Origin of the sequence: Couchioplanes caeruleus, from assembly GCF_003751945.1 — a bacterium.
Classification (GTDB): domain Bacteria; phylum Actinomycetota; class Actinomycetes; order Mycobacteriales; family Micromonosporaceae; genus Actinoplanes; species Actinoplanes caeruleus.
Map to the genome: position 1 here is coordinate 6,827,228 of NZ_RJKL01000001.1, position 22,136 is coordinate 6,849,363.

The 22,136-nt window shown below is 72.5% G+C and carries 20 protein-coding genes; 14 read left to right on the forward strand and 6 right to left on the reverse strand.

Features of this window, described 5'->3' with window-relative positions:
- Positions 1–48 precede the first annotated feature (48 nt).
- The gene (locus EDD30_RS30640; RefSeq protein ID WP_084556429.1) at positions 49–879 is read right to left on the reverse strand and encodes a peptidylprolyl isomerase; all 831 of its coding nucleotides are present in this window, start codon (positions 877–879) and stop codon (positions 49–51) included.
- Positions 880–945: 66 nt separating this feature from the next.
- Positions 946–1,875 carry a peptidylprolyl isomerase gene (locus tag EDD30_RS30645; RefSeq protein WP_071805895.1) on the reverse strand — a complete coding sequence of 310 codons (930 nt, stop codon included), beginning with the start codon at positions 1,873–1,875 and terminating at the stop codon, positions 946–948.
- 160 nt (positions 1,876–2,035) lie between these two features.
- On the opposite strand from EDD30_RS30645, the gene EDD30_RS30650 reads away from it, so the two are divergent.
- Together EDD30_RS30650 and hisS are read left to right on the forward strand one after the other, a co-directional pair.
- Positions 2,036–2,734, forward strand: coding sequence for an MBL fold metallo-hydrolase (locus EDD30_RS30650; RefSeq protein ID WP_071805896.1), 699 nt, complete (start codon positions 2,036–2,038; stop codon positions 2,732–2,734).
- A 24-nt stretch (positions 2,735–2,758) separates the two neighbouring features.
- Complete coding sequence (gene hisS / locus EDD30_RS30655; RefSeq protein ID WP_071805897.1) at positions 2,759–4,093, forward strand: histidine--tRNA ligase; 1,335 nt, start codon at positions 2,759–2,761, stop codon at positions 4,091–4,093.
- A 69-nt stretch (positions 4,094–4,162) separates the two neighbouring features.
- Here hisS and EDD30_RS30660 read toward each other — a convergent pair whose 3' ends face one another.
- Complete coding sequence (locus tag EDD30_RS30660) at positions 4,163–4,675, reverse strand: PaaI family thioesterase (protein ID WP_071805898.1); 513 nt, start codon at positions 4,673–4,675, stop codon at positions 4,163–4,165.
- Positions 4,676–4,732: 57 nt separating this feature from the next.
- Here EDD30_RS30660 and EDD30_RS30665 point away from each other — a divergent pair, with 57 nt between their 5' ends.
- From EDD30_RS30665 to EDD30_RS30690, 6 genes are all read left to right on the forward strand, one after another.
- Positions 4,733–5,218 (forward strand): winged helix-turn-helix transcriptional regulator, encoded by a 486-nt coding sequence (locus tag EDD30_RS30665; protein WP_071805899.1) that lies wholly within the window; start codon positions 4,733–4,735, stop codon positions 5,216–5,218.
- Between the two features lie 170 nt (positions 5,219–5,388).
- Positions 5,389–6,207 (forward strand): cyanophycinase, encoded by an 819-nt coding sequence (locus EDD30_RS30670; protein ID WP_071805900.1) that lies wholly within the window; start codon positions 5,389–5,391, stop codon positions 6,205–6,207.
- A complete protein-coding gene (gene cphA, locus EDD30_RS30675; protein WP_084556430.1) occupies positions 6,204–8,948 on the forward strand; it encodes a cyanophycin synthetase in 2,745 nt (914 codons plus the stop codon). The genes EDD30_RS30670 and cphA overlap by 4 nt, the downstream gene beginning before the upstream one ends.
- 527 nt (positions 8,949–9,475) lie before the next feature.
- The gene (locus tag EDD30_RS42115) at positions 9,476–11,920 is read left to right on the forward strand and encodes a protein kinase domain-containing protein (protein ID WP_084556431.1); all 2,445 of its coding nucleotides are present in this window, start codon (positions 9,476–9,478) and stop codon (positions 11,918–11,920) included.
- Positions 11,921–12,224: 304 nt separating this feature from the next.
- Positions 12,225–12,482, forward strand: coding sequence for a hypothetical protein (locus EDD30_RS30685; RefSeq protein WP_071805901.1), 258 nt, complete (start codon positions 12,225–12,227; stop codon positions 12,480–12,482).
- Positions 12,483–13,094: 612 nt separating this feature from the next.
- The gene (locus tag EDD30_RS30690) at positions 13,095–13,997 is read left to right on the forward strand and encodes a sigma-70 family RNA polymerase sigma factor (RefSeq protein ID WP_071805902.1); all 903 of its coding nucleotides are present in this window, start codon (positions 13,095–13,097) and stop codon (positions 13,995–13,997) included.
- A gap of 46 nt (positions 13,998–14,043) precedes the next feature.
- Here the strand turns inward: EDD30_RS30690 and EDD30_RS30695 are convergent, their stop codons facing one another.
- Both EDD30_RS30695 and EDD30_RS30700 read right to left on the reverse strand, forming a co-directional pair.
- The gene (locus EDD30_RS30695) at positions 14,044–14,424 is read right to left on the reverse strand and encodes a RidA family protein (protein ID WP_071805903.1); all 381 of its coding nucleotides are present in this window, start codon (positions 14,422–14,424) and stop codon (positions 14,044–14,046) included.
- Position 14,425: 1 nt separating this feature from the next.
- Positions 14,426–15,649, reverse strand: coding sequence for an amidohydrolase family protein (locus tag EDD30_RS30700; RefSeq protein ID WP_071805904.1), 1,224 nt, complete (start codon positions 15,647–15,649; stop codon positions 14,426–14,428).
- A 166-nt stretch (positions 15,650–15,815) separates the two neighbouring features.
- On the opposite strand from EDD30_RS30700, the gene EDD30_RS30705 reads away from it, so the two are divergent.
- From EDD30_RS30705 to EDD30_RS30730, 6 genes are all read left to right on the forward strand, one after another.
- The gene (locus EDD30_RS30705; protein WP_211277804.1) at positions 15,816–16,982 is read left to right on the forward strand and encodes an alanine racemase; all 1,167 of its coding nucleotides are present in this window, start codon (positions 15,816–15,818) and stop codon (positions 16,980–16,982) included.
- Positions 16,983–17,091: 109 nt separating this feature from the next.
- Positions 17,092–17,643: a hypothetical protein gene (locus EDD30_RS30710; RefSeq protein ID WP_148088163.1), complete on the forward strand. Its 552-nt coding sequence runs from the start codon at positions 17,092–17,094 to the stop codon at positions 17,641–17,643.
- Positions 17,640–18,620 carry a hypothetical protein gene (locus EDD30_RS30715; protein ID WP_071807185.1) on the forward strand — a complete coding sequence of 327 codons (981 nt, stop codon included), beginning with the start codon at positions 17,640–17,642 and terminating at the stop codon, positions 18,618–18,620. Before EDD30_RS30710 ends, EDD30_RS30715 begins: the two co-directional genes overlap by 4 nt.
- A gap of 149 nt (positions 18,621–18,769) precedes the next feature.
- Positions 18,770–19,462, forward strand: a complete 693-nt coding sequence (locus tag EDD30_RS30720) for a hypothetical protein (protein ID WP_071807184.1) — start codon at positions 18,770–18,772, stop codon at positions 19,460–19,462.
- Positions 19,463–19,554: 92 nt separating this feature from the next.
- Positions 19,555–21,357, forward strand: coding sequence for an aspartate--tRNA ligase (aspS, locus tag EDD30_RS30725; RefSeq protein ID WP_071807183.1), 1,803 nt, complete (start codon positions 19,555–19,557; stop codon positions 21,355–21,357).
- Between the two features lie 55 nt (positions 21,358–21,412).
- On the forward strand, positions 21,413–21,907 hold the full coding sequence (locus EDD30_RS30730) for a GyrI-like domain-containing protein (protein ID WP_071807182.1): 495 nt from the start codon (positions 21,413–21,415) through the stop codon (positions 21,905–21,907).
- On the opposite strand, the gene EDD30_RS39385 is transcribed toward EDD30_RS30730, so the two are convergent.
- Positions 21,908–22,078 (reverse strand): hypothetical protein, encoded by a 171-nt coding sequence (locus tag EDD30_RS39385; RefSeq protein ID WP_170047434.1) that lies wholly within the window; start codon positions 22,076–22,078, stop codon positions 21,908–21,910.
- Between the last annotated feature and the right edge of the window lie 58 nt (positions 22,079–22,136).

The window sequence follows — 22,136 nt, forward strand, 5'->3', positions numbered from 1 at the left end:
GAAAGGGCGGGCCCTCGCGGGCCCGCCCTTCGCGCGTATGTCGGCTGATCAGGCCGCGGCCATCGTGATGCTCTTGATGTCGATCTCCTTCTTGGGGTGACCGTCGCCCTTGCCGTTGGCGTTGTCACTGCCCGCCTTGGCCACGCCCTCGACGATGTCGAGCCCCTTGGTGACCGTGCCCAGGACCGTGTAGTCGGCCGGGAGGTCGGTGTCGGCGTACACGATGAAGAACTGGCTGCCGGTGGTGCTGGGCGCCGAGGTCTTGGCCATCGCGATCGTGCCCTTGGGGTACGTCGGCTTCGCGTTGGTCGGGAGGTTCTCCTCCGGGTATTTGAAGTTCGGGCCGCCCTGGCCGTCCGTCTCGCGGTAGCCCTTGCCCGACGCCGACGGGTCACCGCACTGCAGGACCTTGATGCCCTCGGTGGTGAGCCGGTGGCACTTGGTGTTGTCCCAGAACTTCTTGCTCGCCAGGTAGGTGAAGGCCGCGCCGGTGCACGGCGTCTTCGACAGGTCCACCGCCGCCGTGACGGCACCCAGGCTCGTGTCGATGGTCAGCGTGCTCTTGCCGGTGTTCGCCGCGTTGGCGGGCGGGAGACCGCCGGTGTCCTTGACTTTGCCGCCGGTGCTGCCGTCCTCCGGGATCCAGTGGCACGCGACCGTGCCCGGGGGCGGCGCGGCGGCCTCGGTGCCCGACGAGTCGTCGTTGCCGAGCGCCGCGACGATCCACACGGCGGCGCCGGCGATCACGATCACCGCGATGGCCGAGCCGATGACGGCCTGGCGCTGCCGGCGCTTCTTCGCGGCGGCGGCCCGCTCGGCCATCTCCTTCTCGAGGCGGGCCCGCGCCGCGGCGCGCTGCCTGTCCTTGATCGTCGACACGGTGTTCCTCCTGATATGCCTTCGTGCGGTGAGGGGCTGCGGTCGGGTGGATGCTGCTCCGGGTGCTCAGGACCGGCGGGCCGCCGAGGGGGCGGCCGACGGGGCCGCGACCGCCGACGGGGTCACGGCCGGTGGGGTCACCGCGTCGGCGGCGCTGGGCTCGCCGACGGTGACGCTCTGAACGGTGATCTTGTCCTTGGGCTTGACCTTGTCGCCCGTGTCGTTGGCGACGGTCGGGATCTTGCCGATGGCCGCCACCGTCTCCATGCCGCCGGTGACCATGCCGACGATCGGATACTGCGGCTCGCCCTTGGGGGTGAAGTCCTTGTGGAAGATGAGGAACTGGCTGCCGTTGGTGCCCGGCGGATCGCCGATCAGCGCCACCGTGCCCTTTGGATAGAGCGGGGCGGCCGGAGCCTTCGACGGCGCGGGGGAGCCGCTCGCGCTGGGTGCCGGCTCAGGCTTCAGCGGGACGTTCTCGTTGTAGACGCTGTACGTCGGGCCGCCCTGGCCGGTGCCGCTCGGATCGCCGCACCGGACCGCGCCCTCGGTCGTGAGCTCGTGACAGGTGGTGTTGTCGTAGAACCGCTTGCCCGCGAGGTAGGCCAGGTCCGCCGCGCTGCACGGCGCGTTCGCCAGGTCCAGGCTCACCACGATCGGCGCGCCCTTGTCGGTGGTGATCGTCATCGTGCGGCTGCCGGAGGTGGGAATGCCCGACGTCGGCGGCTCGCCCACGTCCTTGAGGCTGGTGTTGGTCGAGGCGTTCTGCCGGGTCCACGCGCAAACGTCCGAGTCCGCGGCATCGGTGCCGGACTTGTCACTCTCGAAGGCGCCGCCGAGCCAGGCGACACCGCCCACCACGAGGAGCAGGGCGCCCGCGGCGCCGACGCCGGCCTGGATCTGGCGCCGCCGGCGCTGCTTGGCGGCCCGGCGCGCCAACTGGCGATCAAGTTTCTCTCGCGCCAGTTTCCGCGCCCGATCCTTGCTGGAGACCACCTAGGGCTTCCTTCCTCACTCACGCCCGTGCGCCATGCCACACGCCCGCAAGAGTGTACGGGTAACGCCTGGGAATGTGGTGTGCGAGGTTGCGTGGCGGTGTGTACGGTGCGTCCCGCTAGGCTTTCGGGGGAATGCGACAGCTAGAGAGGGGTGCCGAGTGCTCGTCACCGGCTTTCCGGCCGAGGCTTTCGGCACCAATTGCTACGTCGTGGCCCCGGGCCCGGGCGAGCAGTGCCTGGTGGTGGATCCGGGCATCGGCGTGCTGGACCGGCTCGACGAGGTGCTCGCCCAGCACCGGCTGCACCCGGCGGCGGTGCTGCTGACCCACGGCCACCTCGACCACACGTTCTCCGTCGCTCCCGTCTGCGGTGCGCGCGGCATCACCGCGTACGTGCACCCGGCCGATCGCGAGCTGCTCGCCGATCCCGGCAAGGGGCTGGGCATCGGCCTCGATGAGATGTTCGGCGGCCGGCTGACCTACTCGGAGCCCGACGACGTCGCGGAGCTGACCGACGGCGCCACGCTGACCCTCGCCGGTGTGGAGATCACCGTCGACCATGCGCCCGGCCATACCGGCGGGTCGGTGCTCTTCCGGCTGCCCGGCGCCGGCACGTCGTGGGATGCGGAGCAGCTCTGCCTCTCCGGTGACGTGCTCTTCGCCGGCTCCATCGGACGCACCGACCTGCCGGGCGGCAACACCACGGCGATGATGGCGAGCCTGCGGGACAAGATCCTGCCGCTCGCCGACGACACCGTCGTGCTGCCCGGCCACGGACCCGAGACGACGATCGGCCGCGAGCGCGCGGTCAACCCGTACCTGCGGGAGCTGACCGAAGCGCCCAGCCGAGGCCTCTAGACCCTCGCTAGGAGAACCAGCACCATGAGCAAGCCCACGCCCATCTCCGGCTTCCCGGAGTGGCTGCCCGCCCAGCGGATGATCGAGCAGAACGTCATCGAGCGCATCCGCGACACCTTCGAGCTGTACGGCTTCGCCCCGCTCGAGACCCGCGCCGTCGAACCGATGGACCAGTTGTTGCGCAAGGGCGAGACCTCCAAGGAGGTGTACGTCCTGCGCCGCCTGCAGGAGGACCCGGCCGCCGGCGGTGGCGACGACGCGCTCGGTCTGCACTTCGACCTGACGGTGCCGTTCGCGCGGTTCGTGCTGGAGAACAGCGGCAAGCTGCAGTTCCCGTTCCGGCGATACCAGATCCAGAAGGTGTGGCGCGGTGAGCGCCCGCAGGAAGGCCGCTACCGGGAGTTCCTGCAGGCCGACATCGACGTGGTGGACCGCGACACGCTGCCGTTCCACTACGACACCGAGATGCCGCTGGTGATCGGCGACGCGTTCCGGTCGCTGCCGATCCCGCCGGCCACGATCCTGGTGAACAACCGCAAGGTGTGCGAGGGCTTCTACCGCGGGCTCGGCCTCGAGGATCCCGACGAGGTCCTGCGCATCATCGACAAGCTCGACAAGATCGGTCCGGCGAAGGTCGGTCAGCTCCTCGCCGACAAGATCGGCGCGACCAGCGCCCAGATCGACGCCTGCCTGCGCCTCGCCGAGATCTCGGCGACGGATGGCTCCTTCGTGGACGCAGTCCGCAAGCTCAATGTGGACAACGATCTGTTGAACGAGGGCCTGGAGGAGCTGTCCCGGGTCGTCGAGGCCGCCGCGGAGCACGCGCCCGGGCTGGTCCGGGCCGAGCTCAAGATCGCCCGCGGGCTCGACTACTACACCGGGACGGTCTACGAGACCCAGCTTCAGGGGTACGAGCGCTTCGGCTCGATCTGCTCCGGCGGTCGGTACGAGAACCTGGCGTCGACGGGCAGCGAACGCTTCCCGGGGGTGGGCATCTCCATCGGCGTCTCCCGGATGCTGGGGCTGCTCTTCGGCCACCAGGCGCTGTCCGTCTCGCGCAGCGTCCCGACGTGCGTGGTGGTGGCCCTGCCGCAGGAGGAGCTGCGGGGACGCTGCGACAAGATCGCTCAGGACCTGCGTTCGCGGCGGATCAGCACCGAAGTCGCGCCGTCCGCGGCGAAGTTCGGCAAGCAGATCCGCTTCGCCGAGCGGCGTGGCATTCCGTACGTCTGGTTCCCGGGCGCCGACGGTGAGCCGGACACGGTGAAGGACATCCGCTCGGGTGAGCAGGTCGAGGCGGACGCCGCGAGCTGGATGCCCCCGGCGCAGGACCTCCTCCCGGCGATCAGCGTGAGCTGACCCCCACAGCGAAACAGCCCGTGCCGCTCCGGCGAGGGTCGGCGCGGGCTGTTCTCGTTGCCGGTGCGGTCAGCGCGGGTCGGCCTCGAAGAGCATGCAGCTAGAGGTCGCGTGGGCGACCAGGCGGCCGGCGGCGTCGGTCATCCGCGCCTCGGCCAGGGCCGTGCGCCGTCCGCGCTGCAGCACCGCGCCGGTCGTCGTCAGCCGTCCGGAGGCGATCGTGACCGGGCGCAGGAACTTCACGGTGAGGTCCAGGCTGGTGTAGCCCACGCCGGCCGGCAGCGTGGAGTGCACCGAACATGCGGCGGCGGTGTCGAGCAGCGTGGAGAGCACGCCGCCGTGCACCGTGCCGAGCGGGTTGTAGTGAAACTCCTGCGGGTCGAGGTGGAGTGTGACGCTGCCCTCGGTCACGTCCATGCCGACAATGTCGATCATGTGCATCACCGGGGGAGGCGGCAGCTCGCCGGTGGACATGGCCTGCAGCAGCTCGAGGCCGGAACGGCGGCCGAGCAGGCTCGCGTGTTCGGCCGGATCCGACCACGCGAAGGTCCGGGAGCGTTCTGCGGTCTGAGTCTGCGTCATGGACGCAGGCTGTCACGGGCTTGCTGTGTCTGTCAATGAGACCTAGCCTCTGTACGTATGACCCGGACCACAGCGCGACCCGAGGCCCTCGACTGGTCCGTGGAGCACTGCACCATTTCCCGCGCGATGGCGGTGCTCGGCGAGAAGTGGACCTTCGTGGTGCTGCGGGAGGTGTTCAACGGCGTACGTCGCTTCGCCGACATGCAGGAACGCACCGGCATCCCCCGGCAGGTCCTGACCAACCGGCTCGCTTCGCTCGTCGAGCACGGCGTGCTGCGCCGGGAGCCCTACCAGGAGCCGGGTTCGCGGGTGCGCCACGAGTACCGGCTCACCCGGAAGGGCTTCGACCTCTATCCGCTGCTGGTCGCGGTCAAGGAGTGGGGCGACCGCTATCTGGCCGACGCCGACGGTCCCCCGCTGGAGATGGTCCACCGCGACTGCGGCGCGCAGGTCCACGCCACGCTGCACTGCTCCGGCGGCCACCCCGTGACGGAGTTCCGTGACGTCGTGCCCCGGCCCGGCCCGGGAGCCCGCCGCCGCTGACGTCCACTACCTGGGTTAGCCAGATGTTTCGGATTTGTTCCGTTTAACCTCATAAGCGAGCCGCTCTCTCTCAGTGCGTCCGGCGTTGACGAAGCCGGCGACGGACCGCGGCGCCGCCCGGCCTCCCGCCGGTGCCGGCAGCCGGCAGCGGCATGCGGAGGAGGTAGGTCGTGGCGGCCCGGTTGCTGATCATCGGCGGTGCCGAGCGCCACGGTTCCAGCGGCTCGGCCATCCTGCGCCGCTTCGTCGAGCTGGCACGCGGACCCGCCGCGGACATCGTGGTCGTCGCGACGGCCAGCGGCGAGCCCGACGTCCTCGAGGCCGAGTACGCCGGCCTCTTCACCCGGCTCGGCGCCGGCCAGGCACGCGGGCTGCGGATCACCACCCGCGCCCAGGCGAACGACCCGGAGACCGTTCACGCCCTCTCCACCGCCACCGGGGTGTTCTTCACCGGCGGCGACCAGGCTCGGATCACCACCGTCATCGGCGGCACCCGTACCGACTCGGCCCTGCAGACCCTCGTGCGCGACGGGACCATCGTGCTGGGCGGCACCAGCGCCGGCGCCGCCATGATGGCCGGCACGATGATCCACGGCGGGGTGGCGCCCGGCATCACCCGCGACGGCGTACGGACCGGTCCCGGGCTGGAGTTCCTGTCCGGCGTGGTGATCGACATGCACTTCGCCGAGCGCGGCCGGCTCAACCGGCTCCTGAGCGCCGTGGCCCTCTATCCGCACGAGCTGGGACTCGGCATCGACGAGGACACCGCGATCCTCGCCGACGGTGACCGCTTCGAGGTGCTCGGCTCCGGCACGGTCACCGTCGTCGACGCCGGCGCGGCCACCGACATCCACGTCCCGGCCTCCGGGCCGATCGCGCTCGCCGGGGCGCGCCTGCACGTACTGCCTGCCGGGAGCAGGTTCGAACTGTCCAGCCGCCGCCCCTCGATCGTCGACGCGGCCGACCGGGAACGGGGATCCGTCCGATGAAGATTCTCAGCCTGCGTCACCTCCGGGGCCCCAACGTCCACCTGTCCCGGCCCGCCGTGGTGGCGAGACTGCGCCTCGACGAGCTCACCGGGCGGGAGACCACGGACGTCACAGGCTTTCCCGAGCGGTTGCTGCGGGTGCTGCCGGGGCTGGCCGAGCACCACTGTGCGGCCGGCGCCCCGGGCGGCTTTGTGAGCCGGATGCGCGGTGGGACCTACTTCGGGCACGTTACCGAGCACGTGCTGCTCGAGCTGTCGCAGCGCATCGGGCGGGACGTGAGCTTCGGGCGTACGGTGTCGACTCCGGAGCCGGGCGTCTACGACCTCATCGTGGAGTGCCCGCGCGACGAGTCGCCGGAGTCCACCCTGCCCGAGCGGCTTCTCGAGGCCGCGGTGGAGCTGGTCACGACGGTGGCCGCCGGCGCCACGGTGTCCGCGGCCGACCTCTCCCACCGGCTGGGCGACCTGGCCGCGAGCGCCGAGCGGGAAGCGACCGGCCCGAGCACCTCGGCCATCATCGCGGCCGCCCGACGCCGCGGCATCCCGGTCGAACGGTACGGCGACCTCAGCCTCCTGCGTCTGGGCTGGGGCGCCCGCCGCCGGCTCGTCTGGGCCGCGATGACCGACCGCACCGGCGGCGTCGGCATCGACGTCGCCGCCGACAAGCTGGTGACCCGGCGGTTGCTCGGTGACGCGGGCATCCCGGTCGCCCCCGGCGGTGCGGCGCACGGTGTGGAGGAGGCCGTACGGCTGTTCACCGGCCTCGGCGCCCCGGTCGTCGTCAAGCCGCGCCGGGGCCGGCAGGGCGAGCACGTGGCACTGAACCTGCGCAGCCCCGAGGAGGTCGCGGCGGCCTGCGCGGCGGCCGGCGCGGACGTGGTGGTGGAACGACAGCTTCCCGGCCGGGATTACCGGGTGCTGGTGGTGGCGGGTGAGGTGGTCGCCGCGGCCGAACGGACCGCGGCCCACGTCGTCGGCGACGGGCAGCACACCGTGGCGGAACTGGTCGCGCGGATCAACGCCGACCCGCGGCGAGGCCCGGGGCACTCGCGTGCGCTGACCCGCATCACCCTCGACGACGCCGCGAGCGCCGTACTGGCCCGGCAGGACTGCACCGTCGACTCCGTACCCGCGGCCGGGCGTCAGGTGTGGCTGCGCGACAACGCCAACCTCTCCACGGGCGGCACCGGATGCGATGTCACCGACCGTGTCCATCCCGACGTGGCCCGGCTCTGCCTGCGGGTCGCCGCGGTCGTCGGGCTGGACGTCGCCGGTATCGACCTGCGCCTGCCGGACATCGCCGCGCCCGTGCCGCCCGCCGGCGACCCGGACGAGGTGACGGCGGGCGTCATCGAGGTGAACGCCGTACCTGGGCTGCGCATGCACCTGTCGCCGGTGCGGGGGCGGGCCCGCGACGTGGGCGATGCGATCGTGCGGGCGATGTTCCCGGGCGGCTCCGACGGGCGGATCCCGGTCGCCGCGGTCACCGGCACCAACGGCAAGACGTCAGTGGCGCGGATGGCGGCGCACCTGCTCGCCGGCGCCGGGATGCAGGTCGGGCTGACCACGACCGACGGGGTGAGCATCGACGGGCGCGGGGTCTACCGCGGCGACGCGACGGGGCCGCGCTCGGCCCAGATGGTCCTCGGCGACCCGGGGGTGCAAGCGGCGGTCCTGGAGACCGCGCGCGGCGGCATGCTGCGCCGCGGCCTCGGGTACGACTGGAGCGACGTCGGCGTGGTCACCAACATCACCGCGGACCACTTCGGCCAGGACGGACTGGAGTCGATCGAGGACGTCGCCCACGTCAAGGCGCTGGTGGCCGAGCGGGTCAGGGACGGCGGCACGCTCGTGCTCAACGCCGACGACCCGTGGGTGCGCAGCCTGGCGGACCGGCCCCGGGTACGCGCGGACCGCAAGCGCATCGTCTGGTTCGGCGCCGACCCGCGCCAGCCGGTGATCGTGAGCCACCTCGGCCGTGGCGGGATGGCGTACCTGATCCAGGACGGCTGGCTGGTGCAAGCGACCGGGGCGCGGCGCACGCCGCTGGTGCGGGTCGCGGAGGTGCCCGGCACGTTCGGGGGAGCGGCGCCGTATGCGGCCGTCAACGCCCTGGCCGCGATCGCGACGGCGCGGGCCCTGGGCGCCCCGGCCGGCGTGGTCGCCGAGCGCCTGGCCGACTTCGAGCCGCGCCTGCACAACCCCGGCCGCGGGACCGTGCTGCGCCTCGGCGACGTGAGCGTCTTCGTCGACTACGCGCACAACCCGGCGGCGATCGCGGCGGTGCTGCGTACGCTCGAGCGCCTCTACGGCCCGGACCGCTGCGTCGCGGCGGTGACGCTGCCCGGTGACCGGCGCGACGACCTGCTCGCGGCGTCGGCGCAGGTGCTCGCCGACAGCGTCACGCGGGCGGTCCTCTATGACGACGAGGACCATCGCGGACGGGAGCCGGGGGAGGTGTCGGCGCTGATCGAGCGGGAGATGCGGGGACGGCGGCCGAACCTGCGCGCGGTGCGGGCCGAGGGCTTCCGGGCCGCGGTCGGCGAGGCGCTGCGCCTGGCCGCGCCGGGTGACGTCGTACTCGTGCTCTACGAGAAGCTGGCGCCGATGCTGAGCCACCTCGAGGAACTGGGTGCGGTGCCGGTGGACACCCCGCCGGTCGCCGGACTGCGGCACGCGCCGGTGAGCCTCGCGGGGCGTGGACGACCCGGTGTCCTCGACTCGGCGGCCGGGGTGAGCTGACCCGATTTGTCCTACGTTCCGGTGAGCAGGACCAATAAGACATGATCGGCGTCGAACTTTCATCCGATCGGGCGGGGTGGCGCAGGTCACTGCCCTCGCCGGACACGCCGCGGACACCCTCCGTGAGGGAGGGTGGCGGACGGCCGAATGTCGCCGGAGCGTGATGCAAACGCGACTGCACGTGCAGATTCCCTTGTGGATGCCTCCCTGTCGGGGGATACCCGCAAGTACCGACGAACCGGGCAATAACCTCAGCGGTCATCATTCATGATCATCCACAGTGCTCTGACCAGGCCTTTCGGGGCGCCTCCGGGGTGCACACCCGGGGCGCACGCGTTGAAACGGACGGTGACGAGCCGCAGGTCATCCGCGCCCTCGATCAGTCGAGGCGGAGGCCGATCGTCGGCTACGATCCTGGCCGTCGATGGGGAATGCCCGGTCCGGTCTCCGGACCGGTAGCCGCCCCGGCGCCAGGACACATGGCGGTGTGCTCCCGGTGTTTCATCCGATCGCGCATGTGGGGGCACATGAGCACGACGGACCTGCCCGGTTCGAGCCTGCTAGCCGGTCGATACCGACTGGTCGAGCGGCTCGGCGCCGGCGGGATGTCAGTGGTGTGGCGAGGCTTCGACGAGGTTCTCGGGCGGCAGGTGGCGGTCAAGGTGCTGCCGCCGTCGACGAGCGCCGATCCCTCCTTCCGGCGCCGGCTGCGGGCGGAGGCCCAGGCCGCCGCGCGCCTGAGCCACCCGCACATCACCAATGTGTACGACTACGGCGAGGCGACCACCGTCGACGGTGAGCCGGTCCCTTACGTCGTCATGGAGCTGGTCGACGGCGAGTCGCTCGCCGCCGTGCTGGCCCGCTCCCGTCGCCTGCCCTGGCCGGCGGCCGTCCGCGTCACCTCCGAGGTGGCCGCGGCGCTGGCCGCGGCGCACGCGCGCGGCATCGTGCACCGCGACGTCACCCCGGCCAACGTCATGCTCACGCCCGCGGGCGCGAAGGTCGTCGACTTCGGCATCTCGGCCCTGATCGGCGAGAACGACATCGACCCGGACGGCAGCCTGCTCGGCACGCCGGCCTACCTCGCGCCCGAGCGGCTCGAGGGCGGCCAGGTCAGCCCGGCCACCGACGTGTACGCGGTCGGCCTGCTGATCTACCGCAGCCTGATCGGCCAGCTCCCGTGGGACGTGGGCACCACGACCGCGCTGCTGCGCGCCCACCAGTACACCGAGCCGGAACCGCTGCCGCCGGTCGAAGGACTACCCGCCGCGGTGTCCGCTCTGATCGCCCGGTGCCTGGAGAAGCGGCCCTCCGACCGCCCGTCCAGCGCCGAACTCGCCCACGTCCTCGGCACGGTCTCGGCCGGCGTGCCCGCGGCCCGCGCGTTCGTGCCGGAGTGGGCCGACAACGGCGAGGACACGACGATCCTGCCGACCGCGCACTCGTACACCGACGTCGCCGGCCGGCTCCGCGCGGGATATACGCCCGTCGCCGACGTGCAGGCGGGGCGCGGCGTCGCCGCCGTTCCCGGCTCCGGCGACTCCGTCGCGGGTGGCTCCCCGGCGGGCGCCGTGGGTTTCGGCGCGGAGGCCGCCCCGGTGCAGGGCGTACTGAATTCCGCGGAGACCGCCTCGCAAGTGCCCGCCGCGGCGGTCGAGGCGGTCGTGGGCGCGGCCGGTCACCCGGCGAACCACGCTCCGGCCGCGCCGATCGCGCCGCAACGCGGCGGTCGCAACAGCCGGTTCGGCCCGCTGCCGCCCGTCGCGCCGGTGAGCGGCCCGGCCGCTCCGCCGACGTCGGGCCTGCGTTCGTCGGGCCTGCCTTCGTCGGGCCCGCTGCCGTCGGGGCCGCTGTCCTCGGGGCCGGTGGCGCCCGGTTCTCCCGACCGTCCCGGCTCCGGCGCGGATGACCATCTCGCCGACTCCGGGGACGACCCCCTGGACAACTACGGTGCTCCCGGTGCCGGGCCGGCCCTTCGCCCTGCCTTCCACGGGGCCCCCGGCCGGCCGGCGGTGTGCGCTGACGGTGCCGGGGCGCCGCCCCAGGCGGCCGCCGGCGGCCCGCCGAACCGGCAGCCCACGGGAGCGCCCGGCGGCCGGGTCGGGGCGACCCAGCGACGCCGGCTCCTCGTCGTGGCGGGCTCCGTGGCGCTGGTGGTCGGCGCCGGTGCGTGGGCGCTGGGCCAGGCGGCCGGCGGCTCGCCCCGGGGCGTGGTGGCCCACGCCGTCGGCCCGCAGCCGACCCACCTCGCCGGCGCCAACAAGTGCGTGGTGAGCTACGCGGTCTGGTCCGACGACGGTGGCCGGTTCAAGGCCGCCGTCACCATCGCCAACCGTGATGTGAGGGCGATCAAGAACTGGAAGCTCTGGTTCCTCATGCCGGGCGACCAGGTGGTTTCCGGCAACGGCAAGCTCCGGCTCGACCAGCAGTCCCGTGCCGTCACCGTGCAGACCGGCAAGGTGCTGAGCCCGCAGGCGACCGAGACCATGCAGTTCACCGGCCGGTACAAGGACAGCAACGCCGCCCCGATGGTGTTCCAGCTCGACGGGCAGACCTGCGAGACCTTCGTGTCGCCGAAGCCCGGCGAGCCGTCCCGGCCGGTCGAGCACCTGAGCAACGGCACGGTGCGGCTCGGGCCGGTGCCGTCGAAGCGGTCGCCGCTGCCGGGCATCTCCATCAACCCGAGCGGCGTGGTCGTCCCGGTCCCGGTGCCGCCCGGGCAGCAGCCTCCGGGCACCGGTACGCCGTCGGGCAGCCCGCCGGGGGACAACGGGGGGCCGCTGCCCGGCGACGGTGACGGCGATGGCGACGGCAATGAGCCGCCGCCGCCCTCCCCGCCCTCCCTGCCGGGGAACGACCCGTCCACGGGAACGGATGATGATCCGGACGCGGAGCCGTCCGCCCCGCCGGCGATCGAATCCGTGCCGCCGGAAGACGTGGACCAGGATAATCCGCCGGGATCATTCGGATAAACAGGGCGAAAAGTATGGGCGGTCGACCGGAGTGCAGGTCGGCCGCTCAATTGCGCGATAAAGTCGATATCGATCCCGGCAGGCATATACGTCCCCGTGTGGACGCCCCGCCCGTGCTGGACGGAGCGACCGCCGGAGCCGCCCCCGCCGAATCAATGCAAACTGCATCGGCGCGCCTCCGGGCCCGCTAGACGCCCGCGAGGCAGATTGTTGATACCGGTCTGCAACTCAACCGGATACAGTCCGCACCGGCGTGAGCGTTAGCTGGATCACAAGCAAGTCGTCGCACATCGGGGAGTCCGACATGATCAGCACCGTTCGAGAGCTCGCGGCGGAGGCACTGTTCGTCTCCGACCTGCAGCCCTCCCAGTGCCCCAGCCGCGAAACGGTCGAACAGACCGTCACCGCGATGATCCTGCGCCACGGCAGCGACGGATGCGCCGCCGGCGTCGCTACCGAGTTCGGCGACCACCCGGAGGTCGCGGTCCGCCGGATGAGCTGGGTCCACCAGGAGCTTCGCAACGTCATGGCGGCCCAGCGCCGTCCGCACTTCGCAAGCTGAGCTCAGCGCAGCTCTACCTGGCCGGTGGAGTTCGACGCAGCTCCGCCTCGCCGGCTGAGCTCACTGCAGCTCCACAGGCCGCGGCTTGCCGCGGGCTGTCGTCCGCTCTCAGATCCTTCCCCCGCGGTGCTGCGCCGCCGCCCGGGGCCCGCTTGCCCGCGCCCTGTGCGGCGCTCAGGGCGGGAGTTTCGATGACGGGCCCTGTCGCCGGGGCGCGCCGCCTCCGCGAGCCCTGAGGCGCCGCATCCGAAATGCGCCGCCCCCACAAGGCCGCCGCTCACGGTGTGCCGCCGCTCCGGACAGGCCGCCGCGCGCCGCGCGCCGCCGCCCCCTGGGCGTCCCCGCCGCCCGCCGCCCGCCGTCCCTGCGGTCCCGCCGCTTGAGCGCGTCTCCGCCGCGCGCCGCCCCTTGAGCGCGTCTCCGCCGCCCCACTGAGCGCGCCGTGTCCCTGGAAGGCCGGACGCCGCGCGGGAGGCCTGCGGCACCTGAGCCTTTTTGCGAAAAAACTCCATAAAAGCAACCGAGTTCGGCCGCCCCTGCACCCGTCGGCCGCAAATGTCTTCCTCATCGGCCGGTTCACCTGCCGGCCCATGTACGAGCGAGGAGGACTACGTGACCGTCACGACCGAACTCCCCGCCACCATCGGCACGACCCACGACGCGCCGTCTGCGCGCGACATCGAGGACCTCGTCCGCGAACACATGCCGATGGTGGGCCACCTGGTCCGGGAGCTGCTCAACCGCGTGCCCGGCCATGTCCACTCCGACGACCTGTCGTCCGCCGGATTCGCCGCGCTCCTCGGTGCCGCGCGCTCCTTCGACGTGAGCCGTGGCATCCCTTTCCACCGGTTCGCCGCCGTGCGGATCCGTGGCGCGCTTCTCGACGAGCTGCGCGGGCAGGACTGGGCCAGCCGCTCAGTGCGGGCCCGGGCCCGCCGGACCGCCCAGGCCCGTCAGGAGCTGACCGCGGCCCTGGGACGCACGCCGACCGAGGCCGAGGTTGCCGAGATGCTGGGCATCGGCGTCGCCGAGCTCGCGGCCGTCGAGGACGACGTGCAGAAGGCGGCGTTGCTGAGCCTGCAGGGATTCCCCACCGGCGCGGCCGAGGAGATGGTGCCGGAGCTCTCCGAAGGACCCGAGGACCTGCTGCTCAAACGGGAGCGCCTGGGCTATCTGCACCAGGCCATCCAGGCCCTGCCGGAGCGGCTGCGCATGGTCGTCACCCAGTCGTTCCTGCAGGAGCAGCCGCTCAGCGAGGTGGCCGCCGAGCTGGGGGTGACCGAGTCCCGGATCTCCCAGTTGCGCACCGAGGCGTTGCGGCTGCTGCGGGAGGGCCTGAACAGTTCCCTGGCGCCGGAGCTGCTGACGGTGGCCGCGGGGGGCCCGCGTACGCGCAAGGGCTGCCTGCAACGCCGCCGCAGCGAGTACTTCGCGCGGGTGGCGGAGCAGGGAAACCTGCACACCCGGTTGGCGCTGACCGACAGTCACGGCGTACCCATCGCCTTCGCCGCCTGACCGTCGCCGACGGCCGCATGGTCCCTGACCATGCGGCCGTAGACGCTCAGGGGCCGGTGTAGAGGATCGCGTCGAGCTCGATGTCGAAGCCGACCAGCGGGACCGGCACGGTGGTGCGCACCGGCAGGGCATCGCCCTTGACGTACTGCCGATAGATCTCGTTCATCTCCCCGAAGTCGCGGAAGTCGCGCAGGTAGACCCCGACGCGGACGGCCTGGTCGAGGCCCGCGCCCGCCGCTTGCGCGGCCGCCGCCAGGTTGCGGAAGGCCGCGTGTGCCTGCTCCGCGAAGCCGCCCGTCACCCGGGTGCCGTCCGGCAGCGCGGGGATCGCGCCGGCCAGATAGATCGTGTCGCCGGCGGCCACCGCGTGCGAGTACGGGCCGCCCACCGGGGCTGCCCGATCGGTCATGATCGCGCGCTTCGGCATGTCAGGTTCTCCTTGTCGGCTGTCGGGGAAACTGTTCGGCCAGACCGTCCACGCCCACCAGGGGCGTCGCCAGCAGAGCGCGGACGTCGTGGTCGCGCCGGGCCAGGGCGGCGCGTTGGGCGGGGGTGAGCGGGATCCACGGCGGCGGCGGTGCCGGCAGGCGCGGGGGCAACAGCCGGCCACCGGCGTACGTGGCCTCGTTGACCAGCCGCAGCGGCGCCCGGCGGACCTGACGGTGTGCGTCGGTCACCTCGAACGGCCCCTCTTCGAGCCGGAACACCGCGATGTCCGCCGGAGCGCCGGGCGTGAGCGTGCCGGCGTCCAGGCCGAGGGCGCGGGCCGGACGCTCGGTCGCCGCGGCGATGACGTCGGCCAGCGGCAGGCCGACCGCGAGCAGCTTCGCCATCGTCGTGGGCAGATCGAAGGCCGGTCCGTGCACCGAGCGGGCATGCAGGTCCGTCGATATCGAGTGCGGCGTCAGCCCCGCCGCCAACTGCGCCTCGGCGACGTCGAAGGCGAACCCGCCCGAGCCGTGCCCGATGTCGAGCAGCACCCCGCGCCCGTACGCCTCCCGCACGGCCGGCCCGAGCGGCGACGCGATGCCGCTGGCGCAGTGCGTGACGATGTCCCCGGGGCGCAGCAGCTCGAGCACCTCGTCGAGCGGCGGCGGCGCCGCGCCGATGTGGACCATGACCGGCACGCCGCACGCCTCGGCGGCGGCCAGCCCGCGGCGCAGCGGTGCGACGCCGTTCGCGCCGACCGTCTCGCGGTCGATGCGGACCTTGATGCCGCGGGTCAGGTCGCGATGGGCGCGTACGGTGTCGGCCGCCAGGTCCGCATCGCAGGTGGCGAGGTCGCGGCACTCCCCGGTGCGTCCGGCGAGCCCGGCCGCCGAGATGTTCAGCAGGGCGGGCACGCGCACGTCGAGCGACGCCACCGTACGGCGCAGCCCGGCGAGCGTGAACGCCCCCGCGGACCCGGCGTCGACCCACGTGGTGACGCCGGTGTACCAGGCGATCGGGCCGGGGTCGATGCCCCAGTAGCCGGGGCCGACGTGGGTGTGCAGATCGACGAGTCCCGGCGTCACGAGGCGGCCCGGGACGTCGTGCACCGCGACGCCGGTCAGGCCCGAGCCGACCGCGGCGATCCGTCCGGCGTGGACGGCGACGTCGGCCCGGCCGTGGCCGAACACCTCGCCGCCGGTCAGCACCAGGTCGTGGATCACGGCGCGCCGGCCTCGACCCGCCGCTCGTGGACGGTGCGCGGCACCGCCTTGCTGACCCTCACCGCGGCCACCCGCCGCCTCCTTGGCGAAGCTGTCGGTTCGTCGCCGATCCGTAGTAGCTTCCACACGATGCGCGACGGCGCCCCGGCGGTCAAGGGAGACTCCCATGATGCTCGATGTCCCCGACGAGCTCCTCGACTGGCGCGCCAAGGGCTTCTGGCTGCCCGAGGGGGAAGTGCCGGCCCGCGCCTTCGCCGCGGCCCGGCACACCCTTTTCGACGGTTCTTTCACCTGGCCGCTGCTGGTCGTGCGGGATTCCGCCGTACGGGCGAACATCGCCACGATGGCCGGATACGCGGATCGGCACGGCTTCTCCTTCGCCCCGCACGCCAAGACCACCATGGCGCCGAGCCTGCTGCAGGCCCAGCTCGACGCCGGGGCGTGGGCGCTCACCGTGGCCACCGCGAACCAGGCCCTGGTGCTGCGGCGCCTCGGCGCGCCCCGCGTGCTCATCGCCAACGAGGTGCTGGACCCCACCGCGTTGCGCTGGCTGTCGGCGCAGGCGGCGCGCGGCTGGGAGGTGATCGTCCAGGTTGACTCGCCGGCCGGCGTCGAACGGGTGGCCGACGCCGGTGGGCTGCGTGTACTCGTGGAGCTCGGTCATGCGGGTGGGCGCACCGGCTGCCGTACCGTCGACGGGGTTGTGGAGGTCGCGAGAGCCTGCGCCGGTGCGCCCGGGGTGACCCTCGCGGGGGTGACCGCCTACGAGGGCGCGCTGCCGGACGCGGACGCGGTCGACGCGTTGCTGGCCACGCAGGTCGAGGCGGTCCGCTCGATCGCGGGACTGCTGCCCGCCGAGGTGGTCGTTTCCGCCGGCGGCAGCGCCTGGTTCGACCGGGTCGTCAAGGCGTTCGAGGGGCAGTGGCTGGACGGGCACACCGTGCGCGCGGTGCTGCGCAGCGGCGCGTCGGTCACCCATGACGACGGCTTCTACCGCGCGCGTACGCCCTTCGGCCGAGTGCCGCAGGAGGGCTCACTGACGTCGGGGCTGGAGCTGTACGCGCAGGTCTTGTCCACTCCGGAGCCGGGCCTGGCAATCGTCGGCATGGGCAAGCGGGACGCTCCCTTCGACGAGGGACTTCCCGTCACCGAGGCGGGCGAGGTGGTCCGGATGAACGACCACCACACGCACGTACGCGGCACCTCGGCGGCGGTCGGTGACGTGATCCGTTTCGGCCTGTCGCATCCCTGCACGGCGTTCGACAAGTGGCGGTTCATCCCCGTCGCCGACGACGAGGACGTGGTCGTGGACGTGCTGCACACGTACTTCTGAGACGTGAACGACCTGCGCTCCGGACACTTCCGTGGGATTGACCGGCCTCGGGGACGCCATAGGCTTTCCCTAGCTTTTCGCCTACTGCGCGAGGCTTTGAGGAGTTCGCGTGAGTTCTGCTGATCTTCGGAATGTGATCGTCATCAGGCAGCGGGAGCTGGCCTCCCGCCACGAGGTGTTGGGCCGTGAGGGGCGCGATCCCGGCCGATACGAGGATCTGCTCCTGCGCGTCTTCGACGCCACCAACGATCTCGTCAGGGATCTCGACCGGCTGAGGGCGCGGTCCGCCCTGCGCCGCCGGGCGACGGCGGCCGGGCTCGTCATCGTCGCGTTCGTCGTCTCCGGGCTGGTCGCCGCCGGGGTGGTACCGGTCTACGGGCTGATCGGCGCCGCCGCCGCGCTGGCCGCGGCGGTCGCCCTCGCGGTGATCTCCCGGGCCGCCGACCCGCCCGACAGCCCGCCGGATGCCCCCGGCGCCGTGGCGCCCGACGGCGAGCGCGCGACGCCGGCGCCCGACGGCCGGCGGGGGCCGAAGGAGCAGGCCGGGGTTCGGCGCGGATCCGACGGCCTGCCGCGGCCTCGACGGCAGGAGATCCGTGAACAACCGTCCGCGCCGCCTGGGCGCACCGATGCGAGTGCGTCCGGGAAGGCGGGCGCATGACCAGCACCGAGGCGCCGACCGATCTCGCCCGGGTCGCCGAGGCGCTGCGCAACGAGATCAAGCGCAAGCTGAACACCCTGCGCCTGCAGCTCACGGACGATCTTCGCGAGGTGGCGCGGGCCGCCGAGGAGCGGTCCGCGCAGTTGGCCCGGCGGCTGGACGACGCCGACGGCCGCCTCGCGCGTCTCGCCGAGGCCCATGAGGAGCTGCGCCGGCAGGCCGAGGCGGAGCTTCGCGGTGCCCGGCAGGCGATCACCCGACTGACCGGCGAGATCCACCTGATCGAGGGGCGGCTGCGGCTGGAGCACGGCGTACGGCCCGTCGACCTGGACGCGGTACCGCCGGAGCTGGAGGGGCTGGTCGCCCAGGTGCGGGAGGCCGAGGAAATCCGCTCCGGCATGCTCGACGATCGGACCCGCGAGGCCCATCACGGCGCGCTCGACGCGTACGCGGAGCTGCGACGTCTCGCCGCGGAGAGCCGGGCCCGCGCGCTCGACGCCAGTGCCGTCCTGGCTCGCGCGCGCCCCGGGCGGCGCGAGTTTCGCCGGGCCGCGGCGTCCTACCGGCACCACTGGCGGCGGCTCGGTGCGCAGAACGCGGAGCTGGCCGCGACGAGGGACACGGTCGCGGTCGCCGAGAAGGAACTCGCCGCCGACCTGCGGCAGCAGGAGCAGTTCAGCACGCATCGGGGTGCGGTCGCCGTCGCCGAGCTCACCGCCCACCTGCGGCGGCGTATCGACGCCGCCGTGGAGACGCATGCGCTGTTCCCCTCGTGGTTCACGATCACCGAGCTCGGGCACCGGCCGAGTGCCGCCCGTGCCGCGGTGTGGTGTGACGCGGCCACCAGGGTCGCGCTCTACCGGATCACGTACGGGATCACCGACAGCGTCTCCGCCCTCGGCGACCCGCCGGAGGGCGGCCACCGCGCGCAGCGGTACGCCCAGGTGCGGGCCGCCCTGTCGGAACTCGCGGAGTGACACCGTGATCCACGGTCATCCGCATCGGTGACCTCCCTTTTGGGGGATGGGCGTGGCCGGGCCGTGATCTTAGGGTCGGTCAGTGTCGATCTGTGGTGGTTCGCCCTGATCGCTGGTGCCCTCACGCCGTCCCGCGAGCGGAGTCGTCCATGTCGGTTTTCCGTGGCTCGAACTCGTCCACCGCCTGGCCGGAGGGTGCCGATCCGTACCCGGACGGCCCCACCGAGCGGCTCGGCCCCGAGCCGGACCGGTCGTCCGCGCCGCCGTCGTCCCCACCGCAGCCGCGGCGCGGTGCCGTCTTCGCCGTGCTGCTCGCCATGCTCGCGTTGCTGGCCGCCGCCGCGGCCGTGCTGCTCGCCTGGCGGGCCCTGGAACGGGCGGACCAGGCCTTCGCCCGCCCGCTTCCGGCGGCCTCCGGGGCATCGCCGGCCGTCGCAGGCGCGTACGGGGAAGAGATTCTCCGGATCCAGGCGGGCTGCACCGGCGTGACGTTCCTCGACCTGGACGAGCCGAGGGTCAACGCCGCCGGCCCGGTCAGCGACCTGCGCTACGACAGCCGCTGCGGCGACGAAGCCCCCCAGCTCACCCTGGCCCCCGGTGCGGTGGGAGGCAGCGACGTGGGCGCCGCCGACGTGGACGGCCCGGGATGCGCGAGGGCCGTGCGGACCAGCCCGCTGGGCGGTGGCCTGATCGTGCCGGTGCGAACGGGTCTGGTCATGTGCGTGCTCACCGGCACCGGGACCCCGCCCACCGCGGGTGTGCGGCTGGTGCGGGTGAAGGTGGATCAGGTGAGCGCAGACGGCACCGTCAGCCTGCGGGCGACCGCCTGGCCGGCGGGCTGAGTGCGGGAGTTCCGGGCCGGTGCCGGTGTTGCCAGGCGGATCCTGACAGAATGTCGGGTGCGCCCTGTGATCCCGTGTGAGGAGACGTTCCCGTGATCCGTACCCATGACGCCGGCAGCCTCCGGGCCGACCACGCCGGTCAGTCGGTGACGCTCGCCGGATGGGTGGCCCGCCGGCGCGACCACGGCGGCGTCATCTTCGTCGATCTGCGGGACGGCTCGGGCGTCGTCCAGGTCGTCTTCCGTGAGGAGGACGCCCACGCGCTGCGCAACGAGTTCTGCATCAAGGTGACCGGCGACGTCACCGCGCGCCCCGAGGGCAACGAGAACCCGGAGCTGGCCACCGGCACGATCGAGGTCGTGGCGAGCGAACTGGTGGTGCTCTCCGAGGCCGCGCCGCTGCCGCTGCCGGTCGACGACAATGTCGAGGCCGGCGACGACCTGCGCCTCAAGTACCGCTACCTCGACCTGCGGCGCTCCGGGCCGGCCGCGGCGCTCAAGCTGCGCAGCCGCGCCAACCACATCGCCCGCGAGGTGCTGCACGCCCGCGACTTCCACGAGATCGAGACGCCGACCCTCACCCGGTCGACCCCCGAGGGCGCCCGCGACTTCCTGGTTCCCGTACGTCTGCAGCCGGGCACCTGGTATGCCCTGCCGCAGTCGCCGCAGTTGTTCAAGCAGCTCCTGATGGTCGCGGGCATGGAGCGCTACTACCAGATCGCCCGCTGCTACCGCGACGAGGACTTCCGTGCCGACCGGCAGCCGGAGTTCACCCAGCTCGACATCGAGATGTCCTTCGTGACCCAGGAGGACGTCATCGAGCTGGGCGAGGAGATCGTCGCCAAGCTCTGGAGCGAGTTGGCCGGCTACACCGTGCCGACCCCGATCCCGCGGATCACCTGGCACGACGCGATGAACCGGTACGGCTCCGACAAGCCCGACCTGCGCTACGGCGTCGAGCTGACCGAGCTGACCGACTACCTGCGCGGCACCGAGTTCCGGGTGTTCGCCGGCGCCATCGACGCGGGCGGCTACATCGGTGCGGTGGTCATGCCGGGCGGCGCCTCGCAGACCCGCAAGGAGCTCGACGGCTGGCAGGACTGGGCCAAGGCGCGCGGCGCCCGCGGCCTGGCGTACGTGATCCTCGACGATTCGACCGGGGAACCGCGTGGCCCGGTCGCGAAGAACCTGTCCCCGGAACACCTCTCCGGTCTTGCCGACCAGGTCGGCGCGAAGCCGGGCGACGCCGTCTTCTTCGCCGCGGCGGCCGAGCGCCGCGAGGCGCAGGAACTGCTCGGCGCGGCCCGCATCGAGATCGCCAAGCGGGCCGGCCTGATCGACGAGTCCGCCTGGGCGTTCTGCTGGGTGGTGGACGCGCCCATGTTCGAGAAGACCGACGAGGGCGGCTGGACGGCCGTGCACCACCCGTTCACCAGCCCGAACGCCGAGTGGCTCGACCGCTTCGAGGAAGCGCCGGACCAGGCGCTGGCCTACGCCTACGACATCGTGGTCAACGGCAACGAGATCGGCGGCGGCAGCGTCCGTATCCACCAGGCGGACGTGCAGAGCCGGGTGTTCGCCCTGCTCGGCATCACGCCGGAAGAGGCACAGGACAAGTTCGGCTTCCTGCTCGAGGCCTTCAAGTACGGCCCGCCGCCGCACGCCGGCATCGCTCTCGGCTGGGACCGCACCTGCATGCTGCTGTCCGGCAACGACTCCATCCGCGAGGTCATCGCCTTCCCGAAGACCCGCGGCGGCTTCGACCCGCTGACGACCGCGCCGACCCCGATCACGGCGGAGCAGCGTAAGGAAGCCGGCATCGACGCCAAGCCCAAGGCCACGACGGTCATGCCCGGCACGGACGGCCAGGCCGCGCCGGTCGAACGCTCCAACTGAGACGTACGCGGATGTCCGGCGGCGCTGTGCCGCCGGACCCGTCATGATGGGTCGCATGCTGGCGGAACCCACCATCGTCGAGCGGTCCGAGCAGATGTACGTCGGACGGCGCGAGTCCATCACCATGACCGAGTTCGCCCGCGTGGCCGACCATCTACCCGCGATGTTCGGGTGGCTGGGGGAGCAGGGCGTCACGCCCGCCGGGGCGCCGTTCTTCCGGTACCGCCTCATCGACATGTCCGCCGAGCTGGTCGTCGAGGCCGGGATTCCGGTGGCCGGGCCGGTCGCCGTCGAGGAGCCGGTCTTCGTGGACGTGCTGCCCGCCGGGCGGTACGCGACCGTCACGCATGTCGGCCATCCGGACGAGCTCATGGGGGTCACCGCGAGCCTGCTCGACTGGGCGCAGCGGCGCGGCCTCGAGTGGGACCGGACGCCGACGCCGGAGGGTGAGGTGTGGGGCGCCCGGCTGGAGGTGCTGATGACCGACCCGGCCGAGGAGCCCGACATGCACAAGTGGCAGACGGTGCTGCTCTTCAAGCTGGCCGACTGATCAGCTCTCCACCGTGAAATCCCCCCGTTCCACCGGGACGCTCAGGCGCATCGCGGGGTAGTCGGTGCACCGGAAGCCCAGGTCGGCGTAGAGCGGTTCGCCGTCGCGGCTGGCGCTCAGTTCGACGACGGAGACGCCCCGGGTCGCATACCAGCCGATCAAGGCGGTCATGCAGGCCCGGGCCATGCTGGCACAAAAGCGTTGCACAATTTCTGTGCACAAGTATTGT

What these genes read in the sequence shown, in the direction of transcription:
- hisS (WP_071805897.1), top strand. Translation starts at nt 2,759, where the DNA reads ATGAGCAAGCCCACGCCCATCTCCGGCTTCCCGGAGTGGCTGCCCGCC.
- EDD30_RS30660 (WP_071805898.1), bottom strand. Translation starts at nt 4,675, where the DNA reads ATGACGCAGACTCAGACCGCAGAACGCTCCCGGACCTTCGCGTGGTCG.
- EDD30_RS30665 (WP_071805899.1), top strand. Translation starts at nt 4,733, where the DNA reads ATGACCCGGACCACAGCGCGACCCGAGGCCCTCGACTGGTCCGTGGAG.
- cphA (WP_084556430.1), top strand. Translation starts at nt 6,204, where the DNA reads ATGAAGATTCTCAGCCTGCGTCACCTCCGGGGCCCCAACGTCCACCTG.
- EDD30_RS42115 (WP_084556431.1), top strand. Translation starts at nt 9,476, where the DNA reads ATGAGCACGACGGACCTGCCCGGTTCGAGCCTGCTAGCCGGTCGATAC.
- EDD30_RS30685 (WP_071805901.1), top strand. Translation starts at nt 12,225, where the DNA reads ATGATCAGCACCGTTCGAGAGCTCGCGGCGGAGGCACTGTTCGTCTCC.
- EDD30_RS30695 (WP_071805903.1), bottom strand. Translation starts at nt 14,424, where the DNA reads ATGCCGAAGCGCGCGATCATGACCGATCGGGCAGCCCCGGTGGGCGGC.
- EDD30_RS30705 (WP_211277804.1), top strand. Translation starts at nt 15,816, where the DNA reads ATGATGCTCGATGTCCCCGACGAGCTCCTCGACTGGCGCGCCAAGGGC.
- EDD30_RS30715 (WP_071807185.1), top strand. Translation starts at nt 17,640, where the DNA reads ATGACCAGCACCGAGGCGCCGACCGATCTCGCCCGGGTCGCCGAGGCG.
- EDD30_RS30720 (WP_071807184.1), top strand. Translation starts at nt 18,770, where the DNA reads ATGTCGGTTTTCCGTGGCTCGAACTCGTCCACCGCCTGGCCGGAGGGT.
- EDD30_RS30730 (WP_071807182.1), top strand. Translation starts at nt 21,413, where the DNA reads ATGCTGGCGGAACCCACCATCGTCGAGCGGTCCGAGCAGATGTACGTC.
- EDD30_RS39385 (WP_170047434.1), bottom strand. Translation starts at nt 22,078, where the DNA reads ATGACCGCCTTGATCGGCTGGTATGCGACCCGGGGCGTCTCCGTCGTC.